Origin of the sequence: Microbulbifer rhizosphaerae (assembly GCF_014191725.1) — a bacterium.
Classification (GTDB): domain Bacteria; phylum Pseudomonadota; class Gammaproteobacteria; order Pseudomonadales; family Cellvibrionaceae; genus Microbulbifer; species Microbulbifer rhizosphaerae.
Map to the genome: position 1 here is coordinate 1 of NZ_JACHWZ010000013.1, position 23,679 is coordinate 23,679.

The 23,679-nt window shown below is 55.6% G+C and carries 10 protein-coding genes and 1 pseudogene; 1 reads left to right on the top strand and 10 read right to left on the bottom strand.

Going from position 1 to position 23,679, the window contains the following annotated elements:
- Positions 1–299 (top strand): annotated as a pseudogene (locus tag FHS09_RS22570) (hypothetical protein); the annotation flags it as partial.
- Positions 300–598: 299 nt separating this feature from the next.
- Here the strand turns inward: FHS09_RS22570 and FHS09_RS13945 are convergent.
- From FHS09_RS13945 to FHS09_RS13990, 10 genes are all read right to left on the bottom strand, one after another.
- Positions 599–6,424 carry a DUF4011 domain-containing protein gene (locus FHS09_RS13945; protein WP_183460936.1) on the bottom strand — a complete coding sequence of 1,942 codons (5,826 nt, stop codon included), beginning with the start codon at positions 6,422–6,424 and terminating at the stop codon, positions 599–601.
- Positions 6,425–7,022: 598 nt separating this feature from the next.
- A complete protein-coding gene (locus FHS09_RS13950) occupies positions 7,023–7,346 on the bottom strand; it encodes a hypothetical protein (protein ID WP_221192006.1) in 324 nt (107 codons plus the stop codon).
- A 448-nt stretch (positions 7,347–7,794) separates the two neighbouring features.
- On the bottom strand, positions 7,795–10,317 hold the full coding sequence (locus FHS09_RS13955; RefSeq protein ID WP_183460940.1) for a glycoside hydrolase family 3 protein: 2,523 nt from the start codon (positions 10,315–10,317) through the stop codon (positions 7,795–7,797).
- A gap of 153 nt (positions 10,318–10,470) precedes the next feature.
- A complete protein-coding gene (locus FHS09_RS13960; RefSeq protein ID WP_183460942.1) occupies positions 10,471–11,487 on the bottom strand; it encodes a glycoside hydrolase family 16 protein in 1,017 nt (338 codons plus the stop codon).
- A 369-nt stretch (positions 11,488–11,856) separates the two neighbouring features.
- The gene (locus FHS09_RS13965; RefSeq protein ID WP_246395036.1) at positions 11,857–13,962 is read right to left on the bottom strand and encodes a di-heme oxidoreductase family protein; all 2,106 of its coding nucleotides are present in this window, start codon (positions 13,960–13,962) and stop codon (positions 11,857–11,859) included.
- Positions 13,963–14,011: 49 nt separating this feature from the next.
- Complete coding sequence (locus tag FHS09_RS13970; protein ID WP_183460944.1) at positions 14,012–15,505, bottom strand: tryptophan halogenase family protein; 1,494 nt, start codon at positions 15,503–15,505, stop codon at positions 14,012–14,014.
- A 241-nt stretch (positions 15,506–15,746) separates the two neighbouring features.
- Positions 15,747–16,754: a cupin-like domain-containing protein gene (locus FHS09_RS13975; RefSeq protein ID WP_183460946.1), complete on the bottom strand. Its 1,008-nt coding sequence runs from the start codon at positions 16,752–16,754 to the stop codon at positions 15,747–15,749.
- Between the two features lie 325 nt (positions 16,755–17,079).
- Positions 17,080–20,013, bottom strand: coding sequence for a TonB-dependent receptor (locus tag FHS09_RS13980; RefSeq protein ID WP_183460948.1), 2,934 nt, complete (start codon positions 20,011–20,013; stop codon positions 17,080–17,082).
- Between the two features lie 616 nt (positions 20,014–20,629).
- Positions 20,630–22,141, bottom strand: coding sequence for a tryptophan halogenase family protein (locus FHS09_RS13985; RefSeq protein ID WP_183460951.1), 1,512 nt, complete (start codon positions 22,139–22,141; stop codon positions 20,630–20,632).
- 29 nt (positions 22,142–22,170) lie between these two features.
- The gene (locus FHS09_RS13990) at positions 22,171–23,670 is read right to left on the bottom strand and encodes a tryptophan halogenase family protein (protein WP_183460953.1); all 1,500 of its coding nucleotides are present in this window, start codon (positions 23,668–23,670) and stop codon (positions 22,171–22,173) included.
- Between the last annotated feature and the right edge of the window lie 9 nt (positions 23,671–23,679).

Consider the following 23,679-nt stretch of genomic DNA (forward strand, 5'->3'; position numbering starts at 1 on the left):
CAGAGGCGGCGAGTCTGGCTGATATTGTTCCGCGCCAGTTGAGCTTCAAGCATAGCCTGCAACTCTGGCAGGCTTACCGTCAATGCCCATTCGATGCCAGTGATAGAGAATCTCTTCTGGAGCTGTTTCACATGATAGAAGAAAAGGTCGTCGGAAACCGGCCAGGAAGAATCGAGCCAAGAGCAGTGAAACGACGACCGAAGCCTTACCCACTATTGACGAAATCACGCGATAAGGCACGGGAACTCGTTAGGAGACATGGACACCCCAAAAAGCAGAGAATGGCGACGGCTGCGTAAAAATGTTCCGCAAATTCAAACACTTGCGCTTAAGTCAGCGCCATTCAGGCCTGACCCCATGACCAGAGACAAGCGTCCCGCCTTGTGGCCTTTCTCCTCCATTTCCACACTTCGCCGCCGAGCCATTCAACGCGCTGGGCGCCTGATTCGTCCCCAAGGGCGGCTCACGCTTTCCATGAGTGCCAATAAAGCCGTCAAACGAGAGATGTTGCAAACTCTTGAGGCCTTGAATGCGGCCGCTTAGCGCTTCCTGTTCCCGGTTTTTATGCAACGCTGGGGTAAACTGTCATCTTCAAAACCTATTCTTCAGTCAGTCTTATATTATCAACCCAAGACTGAAACTGCTCCAACGTTTTTTTATGTCGACGTTTAAGCTTGAAAACATTACAAATATAATCAACTGGGTCGTTGGTTGACTCCTCTACAGCCAGTCGAGCCAAACCCTTAGCTTCTGGATAGGGAATCACGCTCCAATCACGCTCATCGCCCCAAGGATCCAAGCCTCTCCAATCCATCTCATCTACGATATCTTCTGGACGTGACCAGACCACCGGCTTATGAACACCATCGCGTTTTATCCCGGCCCAAGGCTCTATTAGTGAAGTAAGATACTGGAGCTGCTTTTTACTTGTCCTCGACAAGCCATGTAAATTAGCAATTTCCAATGCCAACTCATGGAGGGTAATCCCGTTCTTTTCTTCAAGGATTCCCTTAGCAATTGCAATAAGTGTTGGTTTATAGTCATCATCAAAATAGCAAGAATGATCATATTCGGAAGAAAGTCTATTTTGAGGATCTTTCTCGACTTCAACACCAGCAGAGGCACTTTCAGTAAGAGCGACATCTATAATACTATCCGATTTAAAAATTCCAGAGGGATCATCATTGACATCCACACTCCTTTTTTTCAATTCAGATCTATTTCTATCTTCTTCAAGGATTTCATTCAGGCGGCCATGCATCTTGGATAACGCTTCTTCAGGATCCTGGAAATAATCTGTTGACCACAGGCGAACCAATCGCCACCCTAAGTTTTCTAAGATTCCATGACGAACGCGATCCCGATCCCTAGCGGACGGAGACCCGTGATAGGTAGCGCCATCACATTCGACACCAGCCAAATATACGCCGGGATGATCGGGGTGAATTATCCCAAGGTCGACCCTGAATTTACTAACACCAATTTGGGTCTGAACATTCCAACCTTTATCGCGTAGAGCCCAAGCAACTGCCTGCTCAAAATCACTATCGAACTGATCTACTCCATACGCTGCGGTAGATTGTTCGGACAATGCAATAGGCCCTTTCTCTGCAAACTCCAAATAGTGTTTAAGATGTTCTACTGCTAGAGCTGACGTCCGACTTAGATCGATCATTGATGAATCAAAGCTCGAAAATAACAATACCTCGCTCGTTGCCCTTGTTATTGCAACATTGAGTCTTCGTTCGCCCCCTGACTTATTTAAAGGACCAAAGTTCATACTCATGGTTCGACCGCCCGACTCTGTCGGTCCATAACTCAAACTAAGGATAATGATATCTCTCTCATCGCCCTGTACAGACTCAAGATTTTTTACAAACACTTCATCGTATGTGTCCGTAGATTGAAAATATGGTTCGATCTCAGGGTGCTGTCGACGTGCATCATCAAGTAAATCTTCAATAGTTCTCTTCTGCTCAGTGTTTAGAGTGACCACGCCAATACTTTGATGCTGTCGCTCTGGATCTGTAAGACGCTTAACGATTTCTTTAACAACAGCAGCTGCCTCTATCGGGTTATTCCTCCCCTTACCCTTAGAGTAAACCCCATCAACTCTGTGCAGCGTTACAGCTGACTCCTTAGTATCTGAAGAAGGGTATGTTACCAGTGAATTTTCATAATATTTGCTATTGGAGAAAGCGATTAGGGTTTCATGCCGACTCCGATAGTGACCTTTCAATCTAAGATGAGGCAAGCGTGCTGCTAACGCCTGATCAAGAATAGACTCCAGATCCTCTTCATCCGGATCGTCAACGTCCACAGCACCACTAAAGAAACTGGTTGGAGGCATCTGTTTAGGGTCTCCTACCACAATTACATTTTTACCTCTTGCGATAGCCCCCACTGAGTCCCAAGTTGTCATCTGGGAGGCCTCATCAAAAATAACCAAATCAAATCCATTAAAATCAGAAGGTAAAAATTGGGCAACAGAAAGAGGTGACATCATCATGCAGGGGCACAAATCCATCAGGCGGGACCCCATTTCATTAAATAGCGATCGTACTGGTTTGTGGCGAGTTTTCTTCTGAAGCTCCCTAGCCAAAACGCCAAACTCTTTGGGACTATCCTTCGCGAAGGGGTCGGGAACCTTTTGCGCCGCAATAGCAGCCACATATTGGCTAGTAGTATGGGCCACATTAGCGTCTAACTCTCTAAACTCACGAATCAATTGCTCATGGCTTGACGCTTTAAACAGTCGAAGGTCATCACTTTTATCTATCAGCTGTGGCGCTATCCATCGACAGAAAGCTGTTAATGCTTGATCTTCGGCGTCGTCAGGCAAGATAGTTCGGGCCTCCAACCCTTGTGTCAACTTGCCGAGCTGATAAGCATCAATCGATTCTTTTGCTGCAAGCCATTCACTCCAAGCTTTGAATTTTGACGCGCTGGCTATTAACTCATCAATTGCAAGATCAATAGTTTCAAGGGAAGAGCTTTCATCAAATTCCAGCTGTAGACTTTTGGCTTCATCAGCCACAGCAATATAAGTGTCCCAATGCTGTTTAAACTTATTTTTCTGGGCAACAACCATGGAGCTATCGAGAAAATCACGACCATCAATAAGCTTGGACTTAACTGCGGTAAGTACTATAGAAAGATCATCTGTCAAACCTATAACTTCTGCCAGCGCCTTATGGGCAGCCTTTCCCCTTATCATTGCCGCACTTAAGCTTTCAGCGGTTGTATCCCAACCTTGCCATATTTTGTCTTCTTCAAACGGGGCCGCCAATGACACTATTGACTCTTGTAAATGAGCGGCCTTTTCTATTTCAGATAGCACACCCATGTCTTTGAATTTTTCATAACCAAGCTTTTTAGCAGAAGAATTAATTTTTAATTTCGCAAAGAAGCGTTTAAACCAGCTTTCTTTTACTCCATCATAAATATCCACCCATTCAGCAATAGGGCTATTGGCAAGTATTTCTGGTGAAACATTATGCCCAACATTGTTAAGCGCTTGATCAAACTCTCGCTTTATTACGCTCAATTTATCAAGACTTTCTAATAAATCTCTAGCCCCTTTCGCAACAAGGTAGCTTAATGGATTAGATTGAGCAGATGCAATCAATTCCGCCAAAGCATTTACACGCGTAATATTAGCTATAGTATTCTCTTTCATATCAACATTGAAATTGGATGCTAGTATTGCGGCGCAAGGATAGAGATCATTAAGTACCGATTTATAACGAGTTAGACAGTCAATGACTTGGCTCTGCCAAGCATTAGACCAACGTCTAGCCTTAAGAATTCGGAACTGAGTAGGATTAAGGTGAGATATATCGTTATACGCTAGCGCTGCCAACTTAACAGCCATAAGCATCTCATTCAGCTTTTCAGCGGAGTTAACAGGAGCCGACTCCAAACCCAGTGGCCACGTTAAGGATAAGGAATGCGTGTCCTTATAGAGAACATCGCGAGCTATAGCATCACGTGCAGACAAATCAAAAATAGATTTCTCATGTAAAGCTTGCACAAAATTGTTAAGGCGGTCTCGCTTATCTTTTAACGCTCGAACAGAATCAACCCAATCAGTACTCTGTGCCTCATCGCGCCTAACGGTCGCCACTCTAAGCTGCTCAAGAACAGCTTTTTTATTCGCCTTATTACTGTGCAGCTCTAAACATAAATGATCGAGACCAACTTTTTCCATGCGTCGGTAAACAACATGGAGCGCAGCCATTTTCTCAGCGACAAATAACACTTTTCTACCGAGAGCCATGTTATGGCATATGATGTTTGCTATTGTTTCTGACTTTCCTGTGCCTGGCGGCCCCTCTAATACAAAATCTTGCGGCCTACCCGACGCCTCTACAGCCACTAGCTGTGAACTGTCACAGTTCAGGGGCGTAAAAACCTTTTCTGGATCGATCTTTTCGTCTACTTCATCACGCAATACAAAACTGACATCCTGAACATACGCATTCTGAGGATGATCAACTAAATGCTTAACGAAAAGATTTTCCTTCAAATCGTCAATTCGATCTTTAAGGTCCTTCCACATTAAATATTTAGCAAAGGAAAAAGATGCTAGAACTAGTTCTTCCACTACCTCAAAGCCTGGTTGCTCTGCTATGGCAGACCGGACGATGCTCCATATAAGATTCACATCAATGCCAGACTCATCTTCAGGTAACGACTCACGAAACTGATTGAGGTCTATATTGTGTTCCGTGTATAGGAACTCGATCAAGGTCATATTAAAAAGGGGACTCTCATCTGGCAGTTTACGCACTTTAACCGGGGCCCTGGCGCTGCTTCTGGTAAGCTCGGCGGGTATTAGTATTAAGGGCGCACGGTAGGAACGATCATCTCCTGGATTTTCCTTCCAGCGCAACATCCCTAAAGCCAGATATAATGTGTTCGACCCGCCTTCCTCCAGGTCATTTTTGGCCTTTCGTAAAAGATTTATAGCATTCTGCTCGAGCTTTTTACTGGACATATTCGCCAGAAGAACCTGTTTGTTAAGCTGCTCTAGCGCGTACTCTTTATGTAGATCTGATCCAGCTTGTAATCTGAAAGTTTCCTCGCTGCGCTCGCTATCATTTAATGGGCTTTCTTCTGCGGATAAAAATCTAAATGAAGCACCATCTGCCAAGCTATCTTCCATAGAACCGATATCAGGGCAATACAACTTAATTGCTATCGCTCTGTCTTTAAGCGCCAGTAGTGAATTTCTTTTGGTCAAATCTAATAGCTTGCGCTGCCAAGCGTCGATACGAGTATCTGGCGTATCAGGTACAACCTGTTCCTCAGCCCGAACAGGCGGTAATGGAGGGACAACCGGCAGGCTTAATTCGTTAGTAGCATCCGGACCCTTTTCTTCTGGCTTCTCCTCAATAGTTGATATGGGCCTAATCTTACGGGCTCTAGCTTGCTTAATATCTATCACATAGACAAAGTCGTCTTCCTTATCTTCACTAATCAAGTCTCTCGCGTGTGCTTTTGCCTGCTCAAATGTCACTGGAGTGTCGTTTGTAACTAAAGTACTTTCGAATAGCACAAGATCACGTGCATCAACCCGTTTTCTTAGATCCATGGGGTCATCATTGGCTAGTACGGGAAAACGCTCATCAATTAACCAAACCCCAACAAAAGCGTGCTCCTTCCCCAAAGCAATAACGGGATTAAGCCCCATTAATTCAATACAACTAGCAAATAGGAGAGATGTATCGAGACAAGCGCCAATCTTCGATGCACTTATATCAGCAGCTAATCGAATTCGTTGACCTTTTCGAGCAAAATATTGAGGAGGATTAACATAAGCAATGCGTTGAGCGAATATGACATTCCAGAGTGCTGCGGCCATCAAAAACGGTTTTTCACGGGTATTGGACTGATACCCATCAACACTTCGCCCGTGACCGCCTTTCTCAAGCATTTCTGCTACTTGACGGACTAAAGATTCCACATAAACGCCATTAGGCTTGACGAATGCTGCCAAAAGATCCGGCTGCCGACTTTCCCCGCCCCAAAAGTTGGCAGGAAGTACTGCTATTGAGATATCTTTTTTTGTTAGTGTGGCATCGGGCTCATCAAGCGAGAATACAGCTATAGTTATCGATACCTTAATTTCTTCAGTCAGATTGAAGAGGAGATCATGAGAAACATTCAGGGGGCGCTGCTGTAATAAAATGCCCTGACCAGGGCGGATTTCATCAACTGGCCATTCTTCAGGAGAAAATATTTCAGGGTCGGAAGATAATTTAACAACCAAATGCCTAAAAGGGTACAGTTCTTCCAATAAAGCTTCATCAAAAATTGGGTAACTTAAGCTTAGATTCCGAAACAGGGGATAAGAATTTTGCTGAGAAGCCAATGAAAATGTAGAAAGATGATCGGCTTTGATTTTTAATTGTGATTTCATTTTCCTAAAATTCCTATGCTCAGAATCTATCAATACTTTACTGTCCATATTACTTATAACATTTATATAGTGGCCCTCAAGGCCACTTCGTCCCAGGCCGATATCTCCTGGTGAAATTTCACACAGAATGCCGGCAACCCCCGTCACGTCAAGGTTGTAGGGGGATTCATGCGGCGGCAGCGCGAAGCGACGCCGTCCGCTGGAACGCCTGGTTGGGCATCACTGTTTTCAGCTACACACGTTTTGCCAATGACCATTGACTTGCTTGTACTCGCATTTGGTCGTACCGAGAGGCGGGAGTTCCAGCGACGGGAGAGGTTTGAGGTCTGTGGATGGCAACGGCTTTAGTGGATCAACTTCGATAGAGGGAAGGTCCAGTGTGCTGTCACAAATCTGCCGTACTTGGCAGTTCCTGCCGTAGTCATCGCAGACCTGTGCCTTGCGACACTCTGCCCCTGCCGTAGTGATTACACAAAAAGAAGCTACAACTATGGCCAAGAACCTGTTTGTAATGCTCATGATGTACTCCTAATGTGATGCCCAACGCCGCAGTTCACGGGCGTGGCGAAGCCGCGTCCCGTGGAACTGCTGGTTGTGCCTACTTGCCAAGCAGAGCACAGTTCTTTTCGCGGTACATGTTCTGCTTTTTCATCTTCCATAGCTCCTCATCAGAGGAGAAATTCTCGTACACATCGTCCGCTCGATTCGCGTAGATCTGCCCCAGGATGAAATCCGGAGATGGGCCACTGGTCATGTTCCAAAGAATAGCCACCTTTGGCTTAAAGTCCTTCGCATACGTTTCTTGATGGGTCTGCACGTAGGCGATGAAGCCTCGCCCAACCTTTAGGCCAAGCATGAATAGGCGCTCTGCTTCCGCATCGTTAGGCGCGACCACGGCGCATTCGAATGCACTTAGGGTCAAATAGGAGTTCCGTATCTGTGTCTCCACCGCGGTGTCCGCCAAAGCGACGGCCCCGCTCATCCAAAGGAGAAGCGCGCTAAGTACCCTCATCGTCGACTCCTGTGTACAACATTTATATAGCAGCCCCCAAGACCACTCCGCCCCAGGCCGATATCTCCTGGTTAAATTTCACACAGAATGCCCGCACCCCCCCGTCACGTCAAGGTTGTAGGGGATTCATGTGTGACCGCTTTTGGCAAAGTAATCACCGCGCCTCCTATCCCATTTCCAGGGGAGAGCTGTAACCATTTGTTTCCATTGCGATTTCCGGCCTCTCTGGATTCTGCGCAGAGATATCGGCCTCGATGATCGTTTTTCAGGTAGGAAATATCCGGCAGGAAATAGAGAATCGGCACTGACTGCGGTGAAAGTAAGGAACGGCAGCCCCGGCAAAGGGCTACCGTAGCTGTCAGCCGCAACTAATATCCGCGTCGATATTTTCCACCACGCGAATATGGTGCAGGGAGATATCCAGCTCGCCGTCGCTGGACAGGTAGAAAGGAGACAACACCATATCCAGTTGTGCGCCCTCGGCGGCGAGGCATTGCAGGGCTACGGATATGGTGCGCCACTGGCCGGGTTCGGCGTTCTTCAATAATTCGTTGATGGGTTGGGTGGCGCCGCAGTCGGTGCCGCAGTTGATGCCCAGTTGCACCCGGCCCGCGGGCGGGCGGTCCACTTTTATGTCGAACACCAGGGCGCCGCGCTTTTGCAGGTAGCCGGAAAGGTCGGTACGGCGGTTGGCATAGAAGCCGGCGCTGCCGGGGGTGCGCCATTGAAGGCGGCGGCTGTCTTCCTGCATGTCGCGGTCCACGGCGCGCACGCTGATGCCGTTCAGTTTTGCCACGCTGCTGGTTACCGCGAGACGGTTGTTCTGCGCATCGGCGATTTCCAGGCTCCAGGGGTCCAGGGGGCGGCCGTCGAAGATGTCGAGTTGCTGCGCGGTGTCGCGGGGGGTGAGTCCGCTCTCTTCCGGCAGCTGTGCCAGGGCGCCTTCGTCGGCGTAGCCGAGGCCGTGCCCGAGTGTGAACAGGGCTTCCCCGCCCGCCGCCAGGGGTTGGGTGTCCTTGGGCCAGGTGAAAGGCAGGCGGCCGACGAAGTCGTATTGAATGCCGCCCTCGAGGTCGCGGAACAGTACGTCGGCCACGCCGCCGCCTTCGGTACCCGGTTGCCAGATGGCGACGAAGGCGTCGGAGGCGTTGATCTCCCGGTTGACCCACAGGGGGCGGCCGGAGATGAACAGGGATACCACGGGGATGCTCTGCGCTTTCAGTTGCCGCAGCAGTTGCAGGTCGGCTTCGGAGTCGTAGGCCAGGTTGGGAATATCTCCCTGCATTTCCGCGTAGGGGTCTTCGCCGAATACGACGATGGCGACGTCCGGGGCTGTATCGGGATCGTCCTCGAAGCTGCCGTCTTCGCTCAGCGCCGCGTGCCCGCCGGCACTCTGTACCGTTGCGGCAATGCCCTGGTAGATAGAGGTAGCGCCGGGGAAATCGCTGTTGCTGTTGCCGGTGCCCTGCCAGGAGATACTCCAGCCGCCGGATTGCTTACCGATATTGTGGGCGCCGTCGCCGGCCACCAGCACCCGGCTGTTGCGCGCAAGCGGCAGCAGCTCGCCGTTGTTTTTAAGCAATACCAGGGATTCGCGCACTGCCCGACGGGCGATGGCCCGGTGTTCCTGGGCGCCGACCACGCTGCGGTCTCCGGCCAGCGGGCGCGCGGAGGGCGGGCCGGCTTCGAACAGGCCGGCGCGCAGCTTGACGCGCAGGATGCGGCGCACGGCATCGTCCAGCCGCGCGCGGGGGATTTCACCGCTTTTCACTTGCGCGAGGGTATTCGCGTACAGTTGCTTCCAACTGGCGTCCGGGGCCATAAACATGTCCAGGCCGGCGTTGATGGACTGCGGGCAGCTCACCCGCGAGCAGCCGCTGACAAATTCGTGACCGTTCCAGTCCCCCACTACGAAGCCGTCGAAGCCCATTTTGTTCTTAAGCACTTCGGTGAGCAGGTAGCGGTGGCCGTGCAGCTTTTCGCCCTGCCAACTGCTGAAGGAGGCCATCACTGTCTGCACGCCCGCTTCGATGGCGGCGAAGTAGCCGGGGGCGTGGATTTCCAGCAGTTCCTGTTCGCTAATGGCGGCATCGCCGCGGTCTACGCCGTCCAGGGTACCGCCGTCGGCGATGAAATGTTTGGCGGTGGCGATGATGTGCCCCGCGCGCAGGAAGTCTTCACTTTTCGCCGCGCCCTGCAAACCCTCCACCGCGGCGGCGCCGAATCGGGCCACCAGTTGCGGATCTTCGCTGTAGGCTTCGTAGCTGCGGCCCCAGCGGATGTCCCGCGCCACCGCAAGGGTGGGGGAGAAGTTCCAGTCGATGCCGGTGGCCGCCACTTCACGGGCGGTGGCACGGGTGATCTCACGCACCAGTTGCGGATTGCGGGTGGCGCCGAGTCCGATGTTGTGGGGGAAGAGAGTGGCCCCGACCACGTTGTTGTGGCCGTGCACCGCGTCCGTGCCCCAGATCACCGGGATGGGCAGGCCGCCGTCGCCGGTGTCCATGGAGGCGTGGTAGAAGGTATCGGCCAGCGCCACCCAGTCTTCCACTTCGGCGTATTTGTTGTTGCCGGGGAAGGCGCCCCCGCCGTTCAGGATCGCTCCCAGGTGGTAGTTTTTGACATCTTCCGGGGTAACTTCCTTGAGCTCCGCCTGAATCAGCTGGCCCACTTTGTGCTCCGCGGTCATGCGCGCGAGCAGGGCTTCTATTCGCTGCTCCAGCGCTTCGTCGCGGGCGGCGCGGCTGGCGATCTTCGGCCAGGGGACCGGTGCCTGCCCTTGCGCCAACCGCATTTCCTGGGCCGGCTTTTCGCCGCAGCCCCCCAGGCCCGCCGCCAGCAACAGGCCGGCGCAGGCGCTCCACAATCGATTCATGGTCATCACGTAAACCCCCGCTGACTTTTATTGGTTTTCATCAGCGGGAGTCTCAACTGTCCCCTCTCATCAGTCGTCCCACTTTGATGCGGGGCGGCAAGGTGGCGCATTTCACCTTCTGCCCCGGGCGGACGGGAAATGGGACTCCCGGGGAGATCACTAAGGGGAAGCGACGCGCTTAGCTTCCAGGCCGGGGTTGTGCACGAAAGCGCCATCGGTGCTGGCGCAGCCCTTGCCGGTGGCGAAATCGATGGTGCATTGATAGACGCGCACATAGTCGATTTCGAATTGTTGCGGGAAGACGCTCTCGTCGATGCCGGTGTCGTTGACATTGCTCGGCCAGTCGCCGCCCACCGCGAAGTTCAGGATCAGGTGAAATGCCTGGTCGAAGGGTGCGTTGGAATTGCCCGGAGCCGTGGTGGAGTACCAGCCGTCGCTGGTCTGGGTGGCGTAGTGGTCGCCGTCCAGGTACCAGCGGATTTCTCCTTCTTCCCATTCGACGGCATATTCGTGAAAGCCGTCCGCGGGATTGATGCCGCCGGGCAGGCGGTAAGCTTCGCCGGAATAGACGTTGCCGGGCCAGGGACCGCCGTAGTGCAGGGTGCCGTGTATCTGATCTTCACCACCCACTTTCAGGTTGACCGCTTCCATGATGTCGATTTCGCCGGAGCCCGCCCAGCCGCCGTAGACCCATTCGCTGGGCAGCATCCAGAATGCCGGCCAGGTGCCCTGCCCCTGTGGCAGTTTTGCCCGCATTTCGAAGCGGCCGTATTTCCAGTCACCCAGTCCCTTGGTGCGCAGACGCGCGGAAGTATAGGTACCACTGGCTGAGGTGTCGTCGGGATCGTAATTCGGGTCGTCGTCCGTGACACCGGGGCCTACGGCATCCTTGCGAATGGCCTTGATGTGCAGCAGGTCGCCGGCAACCCAGGAGTTTTCCGGATCGTCCACATAGCACTGGGCTTCATTGTTGCCGCCACCCATGCAGTTGCGCTCGTGAGTCCATTTTTCGCTGTCGATGGCATCGCCGGAAAATTCGTCCTGCCACACCAGGCAGTAACCGGAACTGAGCGGGTCTTCCAGGCAGCGTTCGGGGCGGGTGTTTATCGGCGGATCTACCGGACCGGTGTCGTCGTTATCCGAGCCGCCATCACCGCCACAAGCGGCTGCAGCCATTGCTAATCCGAGTGCAGTTGTTCTGAATAGGAATCTGGACATCGCTGTATTCTCATTGCATGGTTATTGTTTTTCGATCTCTCGCGTCTCGCATCTCCCGCGCTCTTGGGAGAGCAGTTTTTTGGTAACTGCTCCCCCTGTAGGAGCCTGCTTGCAGGCGAAAAATGGTGAGCCTTGCCCCACCGGTTATTCGCCTGCAAGCAGGCTCCTACAGGGGATCATCAGGGCTCCTGGTTTCGAGGGGCGAGTAGCTACGTTTTTTTAACTGTGAAGCACAAAAATGTCGCCCCACATTGGGAAATCACTCAAGGTGGGCCGCAATTTCCAGTTTGTAGATTTGGTACAGGATGAGACGATTACAGGTAGAAATTATAGAGAGCCGAGAAAGTTCAACAGATCCTGCTTTTCGGAAGCCGACAATCCCTGATAGCCGTCATTGGCAGCTTGCCCTTCACCGCCGTGCCACAAAATGGCCTCTTCGATGGAGCGCGCGCGGCCGTCATGGAGATAGCTGTGCTCCGGCGTACAGATTTCATTCCCTTGCCCGCCGATCGGGTTTTCCACCCCACCGGTGACACAGGCGGAAAGCCCCAGCCCCCACAGCGGCGGTGTACGCCACTCGGCACCGCTGGCCTCGCCTTCACCGAGGTTATCCGCGAGTCCGGGGCCCATGTCGTGCAGCAACAGGTCAGTATACGGGTGAATGGTCTGATTGCGCAGTTCCGCCAGGGGATGGTGTTCGCTGGTCTGGTGGGTTGGTGTATGGCAGTCGGCGCAACCGACATTCGTGAATAATTGCTCACCGTTTTGCACCGAAGGACTGTCGTAATCACGCTGCGGGCGGACTCCCAGCAGAGAAATGTACTTGGTCAGATCCGCCAGATGTTGATCGGCGAGTTCCGCGCCGCTCGTACCGCAATCGTTTTGGCTGCTGCCACAATCCGGTTCGGGAAAAACGGAAGTGAGTATCCCCATATCGGTATTAAAAGCGCGAGCCAGTTGGTGTCGAATACTTGCTGTTCCGGCTTTCCAGCCGAAGCGGCCGAGTCGGGTGTCCCCGGTCTCCGGATCCAGAACGCGATTGGCCCGCCCGGAAATACCGTCCCCATCGCTGTCCTCCGGGTCTGCCTGCGCCAGAATCGCGGATTCCCGAATAGCCTCCAGCAGGCCCATGCCTACTAAATTGGGGGCAATGCGTGCGGAGAAACGCTCGGGTGTCACGCCGGTAAAGGCGTAATTCGGCGAGCGCAGTCCGTTCTGCTCGGTCCAGTAGACGATGGATACACTGCCCTCGCTGACGGCGCCGTCTCTCGCCTTGGGCTGCAGTACAGAGCCGAGGTAGGGATCGGGATTACCATTGGTATCGGCCACCTTGAACACCCACTTGTCCAGTGGCTCGCCCACGGGCGCTGCTGCCGCGCGACCGTTGCGCTCGTGGCAGCTGGCACAACTGCTGTTGATATGGTGCGGGCCGGCCAATCCCACCATTTCCGTAAACACGGGATTCTCGATCGGGCGCTCATCGTGTCGGCCATCCACTGCGGAGCTGTGCAATACGCGGCGACCGAGAACAAATGGCTGGGCATTTTCGTACCCCAGGTTGGTCGCCATCTGCATAAAGTGGTTGTCGGTCTCTCCTGACGTCAGTGCGTGAATGGTGGTATCCCCACCCAACCAGGCGCGCTCCGGAATCTTGAAGGAATCCTTGATGCCGCCAAATGGCGTTGTGCCACCGACATCCCAGGGCACCAGTCCCTCACCGACAATGTACAGGGAAGTCGTACCGTAATAATTGGCGCGCCCGTTGGGTACGCTGGGGTCCAGGAACTGGCTGAGTTCAAATTCCAGTTTGTCGCCAATCTGAATGGAACGATTCTCCCGGCAATTGAAACTGCGGACCTTGTAATAATTGAAATCGTCGATCACTTGCATGACGCCGTTGTCACAGTACTCGGCGACGGTGCCGACACCGCGGTAGAACCAGCGATTCTCCGCCTCGGTGTCACTCAATCGAAATTGAGTGCGCACATTCATTCTCACCGTGTCACCGCCTTTGGCGACTTCGTCGATAATTTCAATGGAAGCCGTTCGGTCTTCCCAGTAAAAGCTCAGGTAATGATCGTATGCCTGAAAGTGATCTTCCTTCGCATGACGGTCCCGGGCGCGATCAGAGAAGCGGGTGATCAAAGCGGTTTCGGTCTCGTACTGGATGGCCGGTTCAAGCGGTGTGCTTCCGTCGTACAGGGGAACGATATTGCCCAGATCGGGCGAGCCACCGGAAGGTGAGCTGCTGCTGGACGAACCACCTGAAGAACTGCTGGAACTACTGGAGCTGCTCGCGCCGTCGGAACTGCCAGAGCCGCTCGCCGGGGCTGGTGAAGCGGCCTGAGGCGCTTCCTGTCCCCCGGACGTCTCCTGGCGACCGCAGCCCATCGCCAGCGCGGCTATAAGCAATGCAACGGTCATTGTTTTCATTATCGATACTTCTCCGAAAGCCTTTCTTACCCGATGCAGCTCCGGATACTTATCCGGTCCGCCGTACACTGTCGGGCAACAGGCCGGCCAGATAGGCGTTATGGTCCTTGAGGCGGGCCATCTTGCTGTCCACTTCCGCCTTGACCTGGCCGATAAAATCCGCGAGCTCCCGCTCGGGCATGGTGTCCACCAGTGAGTGGTAGCGCTCGGGCATCAGTCCCTGGCCCAACATCACCTGCTGCCAGGAATCCACGAACAATTCGTTATCCGCGCGGAATACGTGGCCGGTTTCGCGGAACATATCGATTTTGGTGGCGAGGCTGTCGGGGATGCTCATCTGCCGGCAGTGGCGCCAGAAGTCGGTGTCCGTCCGCTCGGTTACCTTGTAGTGCAGGATGATGAAATCGCGGATGCGCTCCATATCGAAATCCGCCTGGCGGTTGAATTCGTCCACCTCCACCTGGCGGATCTCGGTCTGCGGAAAGAAGCGCAGGAAGCGCACTATGTTCTGCTGGATCAGGTGGATACTGGTGGATTCCAGCGGTTCCAGGAAACCGCTGGACAGGCCGACGGCGAGGCAGTTCCTGTGCCACTGTTTGCGCCGGCGGCCGGTCTGGAATTTGATCAGCAGGGGATCGGTGAGCTGGTCACCTTCAATGTTGGTCAGCAGTTGTTCGCGCGCCGATTCGTCGTTTTGATAACTGCTGGCGTAGACCAGGCCGTTGCCCACCCGGTGCTGCAGGGGAATGCGCCACTGCCAGGCGCTCTCCCGCGCGATGGAGCGGGTGAAGGGAACCGGTGGCTCAACGGCCTTGGTCTGCACCGCCACCGCGCTGTCGCAGGGCAGCCAGTGGGACCAGGATTCGAAGCCCGTGTGCAGGGCTTTTTCGATCAGCAGCGCGCGCATGCCCGTGCAGTCGATAAAAAAGTCGCCGTCCAGCTCCCGACCCGAGTCCAGTTTGAGCGCGCGGATATAGCCGGTGTCCGGGTGCAGATTTACCTCGGAGATTTTTCCCTCCACCCGCTTGACACCGAAGCCTTCACTGAATTCGCGCAGAAAAACCGCGTAGCGGCTGGCGTCCAGATGGAAGGCGTAGTTAAGGCCGTTGTTGGGCAGGTGGGAAAATTTGTGGGCCTCGGCGGCGCGCCGCTCCAGGCAATATTCACCGAAATCGCCGGCCAGCCCCAGTTGCCGCGCGCGTAGCCAGAAGTGCTGGAAACCGCAGGCCCAGCAGTCCCGGCCGGTGACGCCGAAGGCGTGCATATAGTTCTCGCCCCGATCGCGCCAGTTCTCGAAGCGAATGCCCAGCTTGTAGGTGCCCTGGGTGGCGGCGAGGAATTCCGCCTCGTCGATGCCCAGCAGCCGGTGAAAAAATACCAGGGTGGGAATGGTGGCCTCGCCGACGCCGATGGTACCGATGGACTCGGATTCCACCAGGGTGATCTCCAGTTCCCCGCCCATCAGTTTCGACAGGGCCGCGGCGGTCATCCAGCCGGCGGTGCCACCGCCGGCGATCACGATTTTTTTTATGGTTCGACTCATCGCTACTCCCCTTTCGTCATCTGGCCATTCCGTGGCTTATTACTCAAGTTTCGGGGTTCGGAGATGAGGCCGGGGGCTGGTACTTGGTAATGGGTGGCCAGCTGTGGGAGCCAGCCCTGCTGGCGAATAATGGCGTTGCCGTTTAGCACCGTCTTTTCGCCTGCGGGGCAGGCTCCCACAGCAGACACAGTGCACGACCGGACGGCATGGTGCCTCGATCTGAACCCCGAAACTTGAGTCATTACATCCGTTGCAGTTTATCTATTAATAATTTTTTCAGCCTTGCGGCCGCATCCCGGTCGAGATCGGCCAGGGGGCCGCGCCGCTCCGGCGGTATCTGCGCCGCGGCCTGCTCGCGTTTGACCACGAAGTGGTCGAACAGTTGCCCCCAGGCCTGCCTTTGCGCCTGCGGCAGGCCGCCGATGGCCAGCAGCGCGTGCATCAGCGCATCCTGCGGCAGGCCGGTCCAGGCCGGGGTGGAGCGCCACCAATAGTTCACCAGCAGGTTCAACTCGTCCAGCCCCTCCACCTGGTGCCACCACATGCTGGGCAGGTAGAGCAGGTCGCCGGGTGCCATCTCGGCCACCTGGGCCGCTTCGAGTGCCTCGCGGTAGCGCGGGAAGCGTTCGAAATCCGGCGCATGGAAGTCCACCAGGCTGACGACTTGGCCGGCGGGGGTGAAATCCAGCGGTCCCGGGTACAGGTTGGCCACCTGCTCCGGCGGGAACAGGGTGAAGCGGCGGCGCCCGGCCACCACGCAGGCCAGGTTGTTGGGCAGGTCGAAGTGCGCGGGGATCAGCGAGCGGTTGCCGAACCACAGGGATACCAGCGGCTGGCAGTCCGGCAGCTCCAGGTCGTTGTGCGCCCGCAGGCCGGGCAGGTGGTGGTCGACGGGCCTCGAGCCCACGTAGCAGTGGTCGCCGCCGGTGGCCCTGCGCTCCAGTTCTTGCAGCGTCGGCAACAGCCGGCCGGTGGTGCGCTCGAAGTTGAAGCCATCCATGGCGTCGTTGTAGAAGATGCGGCCCCGGGTTTCGACCTCGGCTCGAAATACCACCAGCGGGCGGCCCTGATCAAAGGGGGCCAGGTAGTCGCCCAGGCGCCCTGCTTTTGCCGCTTGCACCACGGGCCAGTGGGCCACGGCGCCCTTCATCAGCAAGGGTGTGGTGCGGTCGGCGATGGCGTCGGGCAGGCCGGTCTGGGTCACGTCGTCCCGGATTTCCACCGCGGGAATGAAATCCGGGTAGTTCATCCGGCCCGGTTCCGCTCGCCGGTCGGCACTGGAATTGATTTTGGTGATGAAGCCTGCTGCATTGCAGATCCTCTCTCTCAACAAATGCAAAAGGCGTGATCGCTCACGCCTTTTGCTTCCTGCAAGGTGGATGGCGGTTAACCGCAATGCTGTTGAGGTAAGGCCCGGCACCCTGTAGGAGCCTGTTTGTGACCGCCATGGATGGCGGAAATGCAGATTTTGCAGGAGCAAAAATCTGCCAAGCGAACAAGAACGGAACTCCGTAGCTGTTCGCCTGCAAGCAGGCTCCTACAAAAGAGGCCTGCGGCCAGTCCCCGACGACACCTCAGAAGCTGTAGCGCACGCCCAGATTGTACCGGGCACCGGTTTGAATGGCGCCGATCATCATATTTTCATGGCGACCGTACAAACGCTGGGTTTCGTTGGTGACGTTGATACCTTCCACGAACACGGAGAGGTCTTCGTTGACGTCGTAACTCGCGTTGAGGTCCCACTGTCCGTAGGCCTCGGTGTACACCGGGTTGCGCTCGCCGTTGCCGTCGAAGGTGCCGGTCAGGAAGTCGTCGCGCCAGTTGTAGGCGATACGCGCCTGGATGCCGTTCTTGTCGTAGAAGCCCACGACGTTGAACGAATCGCTCAGGCCCAGCAGCGCAAACTGGTTCTCGACACCTTCGCCCTTGTTGGTGTTGAAGTTGTCGTAGGCGATGTCGCCATCGACGGTGGTGAAGTTGACGATGCCCCCAAAGCCGGATTCACCGAACATGTGCTGCACGGCCACTTCAAAGCCATCGATCTTGGCGGTTTCCGCGTTGACCGGGGTGATCATGGTAAACACGGCGGCCGGGTCGCCTTCGGCCGCCGAGCCCATCACGGGCGCGCCGTACAGCTCTTCCATATATTCGCGCACCGCACCCGGATCGTCGGTGCCCAGTTCCGCGACGGCCTCCTCGTAGCGCGCCCCCTGGGCCGGGTGTGCCAGGTTGAACACCGGCTCAGTTACCGACGTGGAGCCTATGAAATTGTCCACGTCCTTCTTGTAGTAGCCCACGGACAGGTAGCTGCCCTCCGCGTAGTACCACTCCACGGACAGGTCAAAGTTGGTGGACTCGAAGGGGGCCAGGTCGGGGTTGCCCCGCGCTCCGGTGCCGCCGTTGAAGCGCAGCAGGGAATCGATGGTCTGGCCGCCCTGGATGTCCTGATAGCCGGGGCGCGTGATGGTCTCACTGAGGGAGGCGCGGGCGACCAGGTCCTCGGTCAGCGAAATATCGAAGTCGATATTGGGCAACCAGTTGCTATAGCCGCCCTCCAGCTCGGTAAATCCGGTGCCGCTGGACTGCGCCACGAATTCGTTATCGGCGACCCAGGCGATCGAATCGTATAAGGGGACCAGCGCCTTGGAATTCACCTGGGTGTCCTCGTAGCGCAGGCCCACGGCCAGGTGCATCGGCATGGCGGCCTCTTCCCAGGCCAGGTTCACCTGCGTGTAGGCTCCGGTCTGCTCCTCGACCGCGGTGCGGTCGGTGGTGAATTCGTCGCTGGCGCAGAGCACCGTCCCACAGGGGCTGATGGTCTCGCCGTTGGCCGCAGCAATGGCCGAAATGGCGTCGATCATGCCCTGGAAGTCCGCCGCGTAGTAGTAGGGCGTCATCTCCGCGCTGTCGGCGCTGTCGAACTGGTCCAGCGCGTCGGCCATGCTCTTCCGCACGAAGATGTCGTCCGGATAGTCGGCGGCGGTGCCGTAGCCACCCCAGCTATCGCGCTGGGCGTTGGCGAAGGCGGAGCGGTTTGTGGATTCCAGGTAGGCCAGGCCGAAGTCGATGCTCTTCACGGCGCCGGCATCGAACTCGAAGCTGCCGTCGAACTTCGCCTGCTCTATCTCGTGTTTCATGTAGCTGTTGCGGAAGCTGCTGCCGGAGGTGAGCATCTGCGCCGGATCGAATTCCTGGCCGTCGATAAATTCGAAACTGGTGGCGGGCAGGTCGTAACCGTAGTTCACCCGCGTGGCGGCGCGGTTGTACTGGACACCGGCGATATTGTTGTTGGTGCCGCGGCCGTCCTTCGCGCCGTTCTCCGCAGTGGAGTTGTGGTAGTCGAAGGCCAGGCTCAACCGATCGCTGGGGCGCCAGGCCAGGTTCACGCCCACGGAATTGTTCTCGTTGACGCTGCCCCACTCGCCGGCGTTGAAGGTCACGTCGGTACCCGTGCCGTCGACGTAGATCACCGGCGCCACCACGCTGCCGCTGCCGGATCCTTCGGTGAACTCGCCTTCCAAGGGCACGCCATTGAACCAGGCGCCCATGGCGTTGTACTGCTGTTCTACGTCCTGCTCGGCGTAGGTGTAGTCCACGATGGCTTCAAAATTGTCGGACGGGGCCCACTGCAGGGTCAATTGGGCATTGGTGCGCTCGCGCTGTACCTCGGTGAAGTTGTAGCCGATGCCCCGCGGCACCGAGTAGATATCGCCTTCCTGGGGCGCGTTCACGAAGTTGGGGTTGTCCGGCGCGATGGAGCCCCAGTCCCCCTGGCCGCCCTGGATGGTGTACCAGCCGGGGCCCGTCTCCGACTTGGCGAAACCGCTGTGGCGCTCGGAATAGGAGCCGGTCAGGGCCACGCCGATGGTGTCGTCGGCGAATTTGGTGCTGAAGATGCCCGACACCTCCGGGGTCCAGTCATCCCCCTCCTGATTGGAGGTATCGTGGGTGGTCTTGGCGCTCAGGTTCAGCACCAGGTCGTCCTGCTCCAGGGGGCGCGCGGTGCGGATATTGATAACCGAGCCTATGCCGCCGGTGGACAGGTCGGCCCTGCCGGTCTTGTAGATTTCCACCGCGCTGACGCTCTCGGCGGCCAGGTTGGCGAAATCGTAGGAGCGGGAGGCTGAAGCAGTGGTGGCCTCGATGTTGGCCGCCGGCATCTGCCGGCCGTTCAGGGTCACCACGTTGTAGTCGGGGCCGAAGCCGCGCACCGTGACCCGGCTGCCCTCGCCATTCTGCCGGTCTATGGATACGCCGGTGATACGCTGCAGCGACTCCGCCAGGTTGGTGTCCGGCATCTTGCCGATGTCCTCGGCGGAGATGGCATCCACCACGCCCCGGGCATCGCGCTTGACGTCCATGGCGCGCTGCAGACTGCCGCGGATACCCACCACGACTACTTCTTCCAGCGCGGTTTTCTCCTGGCCCTGCGCCAGGGGTACGCCGGAGAGGGCGCAGGCGATGGCCGCGGCTATGGATTTCTTCCTAAACCCGGTTTGATTGTTCATGAAGTTCTCTCCCCATCATCACGTCGCTATTTTTTGTTTATGCGGATGCCTCCCCCCGGGGAAGCCCGAAGGATAGCGCTATCTGGTGCCAGCTTATACTCCTCCCACGGCAGCCCGCCGTCGTCCCACCTTGGCAAATAGGCGCAAGGTGGCCCGGTCCCACCTTGCTTCCGGTGGAAACTGGAACTGAGAAAGATCAATAGAAACAATAAGTTATAGAAACAGCACAGAAATGCGCCAGCATGTCGGAACGCGGCGGTGGAAAGGAAAAAAAGCAGGCGGGGAACAGGCCCCCGCCTCAAGCTTGCACCACAAAGTTGTTTCCGATAGCGAAGGGCGAACTACCGGTCAGAGCCTCACAAATCTGTCTGGAACAGATTTGGACGCCGAAGGCGCCCCACCCGGAACTCGCGGAACCACCCTTAAAAGCTGTTGAGTCATGAGACCGCATCCCGTGGGAGCCAGCCTTGCTGGCGAATAATGGCGTTGCCATTTAGCACTGTCTTTTCGCCTGCAGGGCAGGCTCCCACAGCAGACACATGCACAAAACGCAGCGGGATCACACTGTGAGCGGGGTCCAGCGCCCGCCCGGTACTGCCTCGTTCCCCGGATTCGGTTACCGTGACACACCGCCCTGCGAAGCACAGTGCCGCGCGATAAATTCTCCGTGGGAGGGCATCATCTCAAGGCGCTTGCGAACACCGTCCCGAACTTTGACCATGCGCAGGTTGAGCTCATCGGACGTTATGGCATCGGCCACCGGGTGATACGACTGCGGCACCATCCCCTGCCCAACCAGCACAGAAAACCAACTGTTCTCCTTGAACAACTCCGTCTGCCGGACAAACACCTCGCCCCGGCTCCTGAACAGATGAAGCCGCTCCGAGAGCGCGGCGGGAATCTCCATGGAGCGGACATAGCGCCAAAACTCACTGTCCTCGCGCTCGGTTACGTAGTAATGGGCAATCAGAAAATCCTTGATGTTTTCGTACTCATCCGCCATCTCAGTATTAAACCGGCGAACGACGGCATCACATATGTGCGTTCCGGGAAACATGGCCAGCAACTTGGAAATGGCCACTTGCACAAGGTGAATACTGGTGGACTCCAGTGGCTCCAGAAACCCACCGGAAAGACCGATGGCCAAGCAGTTTTTAATCCAGCACTTTTTGCGCTTTCCGGTCACAAATTTCAGTACTTTCGGATCGGCCAGTAATTGTCCGTCCAGATTGTCCAGCAATACCTGCGTGGCCTCATCGTCGCTAATGTACTGATCACAGTACACATAGCCGTTTCCCGTTCTGTGTTGCAACGGGATGCGCCACTGCCATCCGGCCTCCAGTGCGGTTGACCGGGTATAAGGCGTTGGCTCCCTGACTTTTTCGCAGGGTGCGGCAACCGCCTTGTTGACCGGCAACCAGTGGCTCCAATCATCGTAGCCGGCCCGGTATACCCCTTCGATCAGAAGCCCTCTAAAGCCCGAGCAGTCAATGAAAAAGTCACCGCTAATAGACTCGCCGCTTTCCAGCTGCACCGAAGCGATATTGCCGGTATCAGGGTCCTGCTGAACGTGAACAATCTTGCCCTCAATACGCTCAACACCCTGTTTAATGGAGCGCTTTTTCAAGTATTCGGCATATTTTCCGGCATCGAAGTGATAGGCGTAGTTGACGTCCGGCATCAGTTTCGGCCCGGCTTCGTGCATGGTCCGCATAAACTGGTTCGATCTGGCCGCTTCGGTTTCGACATTGAAATGGGAGAAATCCAGCGTGCCCCCCTCGCACTGCCACCGCATCCAGAAATGGGAGAAGCTAATGCCATCCATATCGACCCCATAGAGGCCAAAGGGGTGAAAATAACTGTGGCCGACCTTTCTCCAATTCCTGAATTCAATACCCAGCTTGAAGGTGGCGTTGGTTTCCCTGACAAATTCGTTTTCATCGATACCCAACACGTTGTTGTAAAGAGCAATCATAGGAATGGTCGCTTCCCCTACGCCCACCGTACCGATCTGTTCTGACTCGATCAGACGGAAGCGATAGTGCTTATCGCCAAGTACGTTGCTCAGAGCAGACGCCGTCATCCAACCCGCGGTACCACCTCCAACAATAATAATATCTTTGATCATAGGGAAAGCTTCCGCGCTTTGAATAGCGTTTAAAATAAACCCTTGGAATAGCTCCCTGCGTCATGCACCTGGACAAACGTCTCCATGTCCGGCATTTGCTCCGCCCGTTCAGCGACAAAGGACAGCATACGTTGAAATTGCTGAATCTGATGATCTTCCGGTATTTTATCCACCAGCGGATCGTAGCTGTCGGGCACTATGCCACAACCCGTCAGAAGCGCATTCCAACTTTCCTCCTGGAAGGTTTCACTTTCGCTCATGGCAATAACACCCCGCGCTTTGAACAGCTCTATTTTCTCTTTTAGCGCTTCAGGCAGCTCGACCGCCGCACAAGCGCGCCAGAAGGGATCAGAATGCCGCCCATTCAAACTGTAGTGCGCCAATTGGAAATCACGTAATCTCTCTATATGACCGGACAAACGCGTATTGTAGGTGTTGCGCTCCAGATCGTAGTCCGCCGTTACAGGCAAAAGCGTCAGTAGATAGGACAATGCAGTGTGCAACACATGCAGTTGCACACCCTCCAGGCCATCCATGCGGGCGGCGGTGTTACCTACCGCAATACAATTACCCACCCAGGGCTTTGTGCGCACGCCGACTTCAAGCGCCAGGAGCTTCGGCTCCTGCACCGGCTGCCCCACCGCGGCATTCATCACCCCTAGCGCCTCATCATTGTTTATATGACGGGAGCAAAACTGCATAGTGACACCTGTGCGGGAAGCCAGTGGGTAAAGTCCCAGCCAGCCGGCGTGTACGGCCGATAACTGATTAAAGGAGGCTACGGGCCTCAACCTTTCGGCACTGGCCACAATGGCGCGGTCACATAAAAACCACTGATCCCATCGCCTAAACCCTTCATTCAACTGGCTGATTAACTCACCGTCACCACTGGCATCAATAAACAGGTCCGCCTCTAAACTCTGACCACCCTTTAGCAACACCGACTCAATGCGCTCTTCCTTGACCCGAATCCTTTCAACCTCTGCCACAATATGCTTTACACCGGCGGCCAAAGCCACCTTGGCAATGCCTTTGAGGTATGACAGCGCCGACAGGTTGTAACCATGATTCGCGTGACTGTAGGCGGACGTTTGATCATTGAGCATGATCATTTTCCCGCGTCGAGCCGCTGCCGCCGCGAGAGAGAACTCATCCAGCGCGACATTTAGTCCCCTGTGTCGGGCTTTTGTCCAGAACTGCAGAAAATCAATACCGTCAAGCGACGTGCCGGCCGTATCGTACACATGAAAAAACGCCGACGAATCCCCGGTCCAGCCGGAGTAGCGGTAACCCAGCGACTGCACGCCCCGGCCTGCCGACAACACATTGCCTTCAGACAACCCCAACAACTCGTGAAACGCACGTTGCGAGGGAATAGTCGCGTAAAAATCCTGCGCGCCAACGTTGGACGGCAGCTCCACCAGCGTAACCTCAACCGGTTGCACGGACTTTCCCAGGCTCAATTGCAGCATAAGCGCCGTCAGCCAGGCGTCTTCATCTCGTCCTACAACGGCAATGGTTTTAATCATTGACGGCAC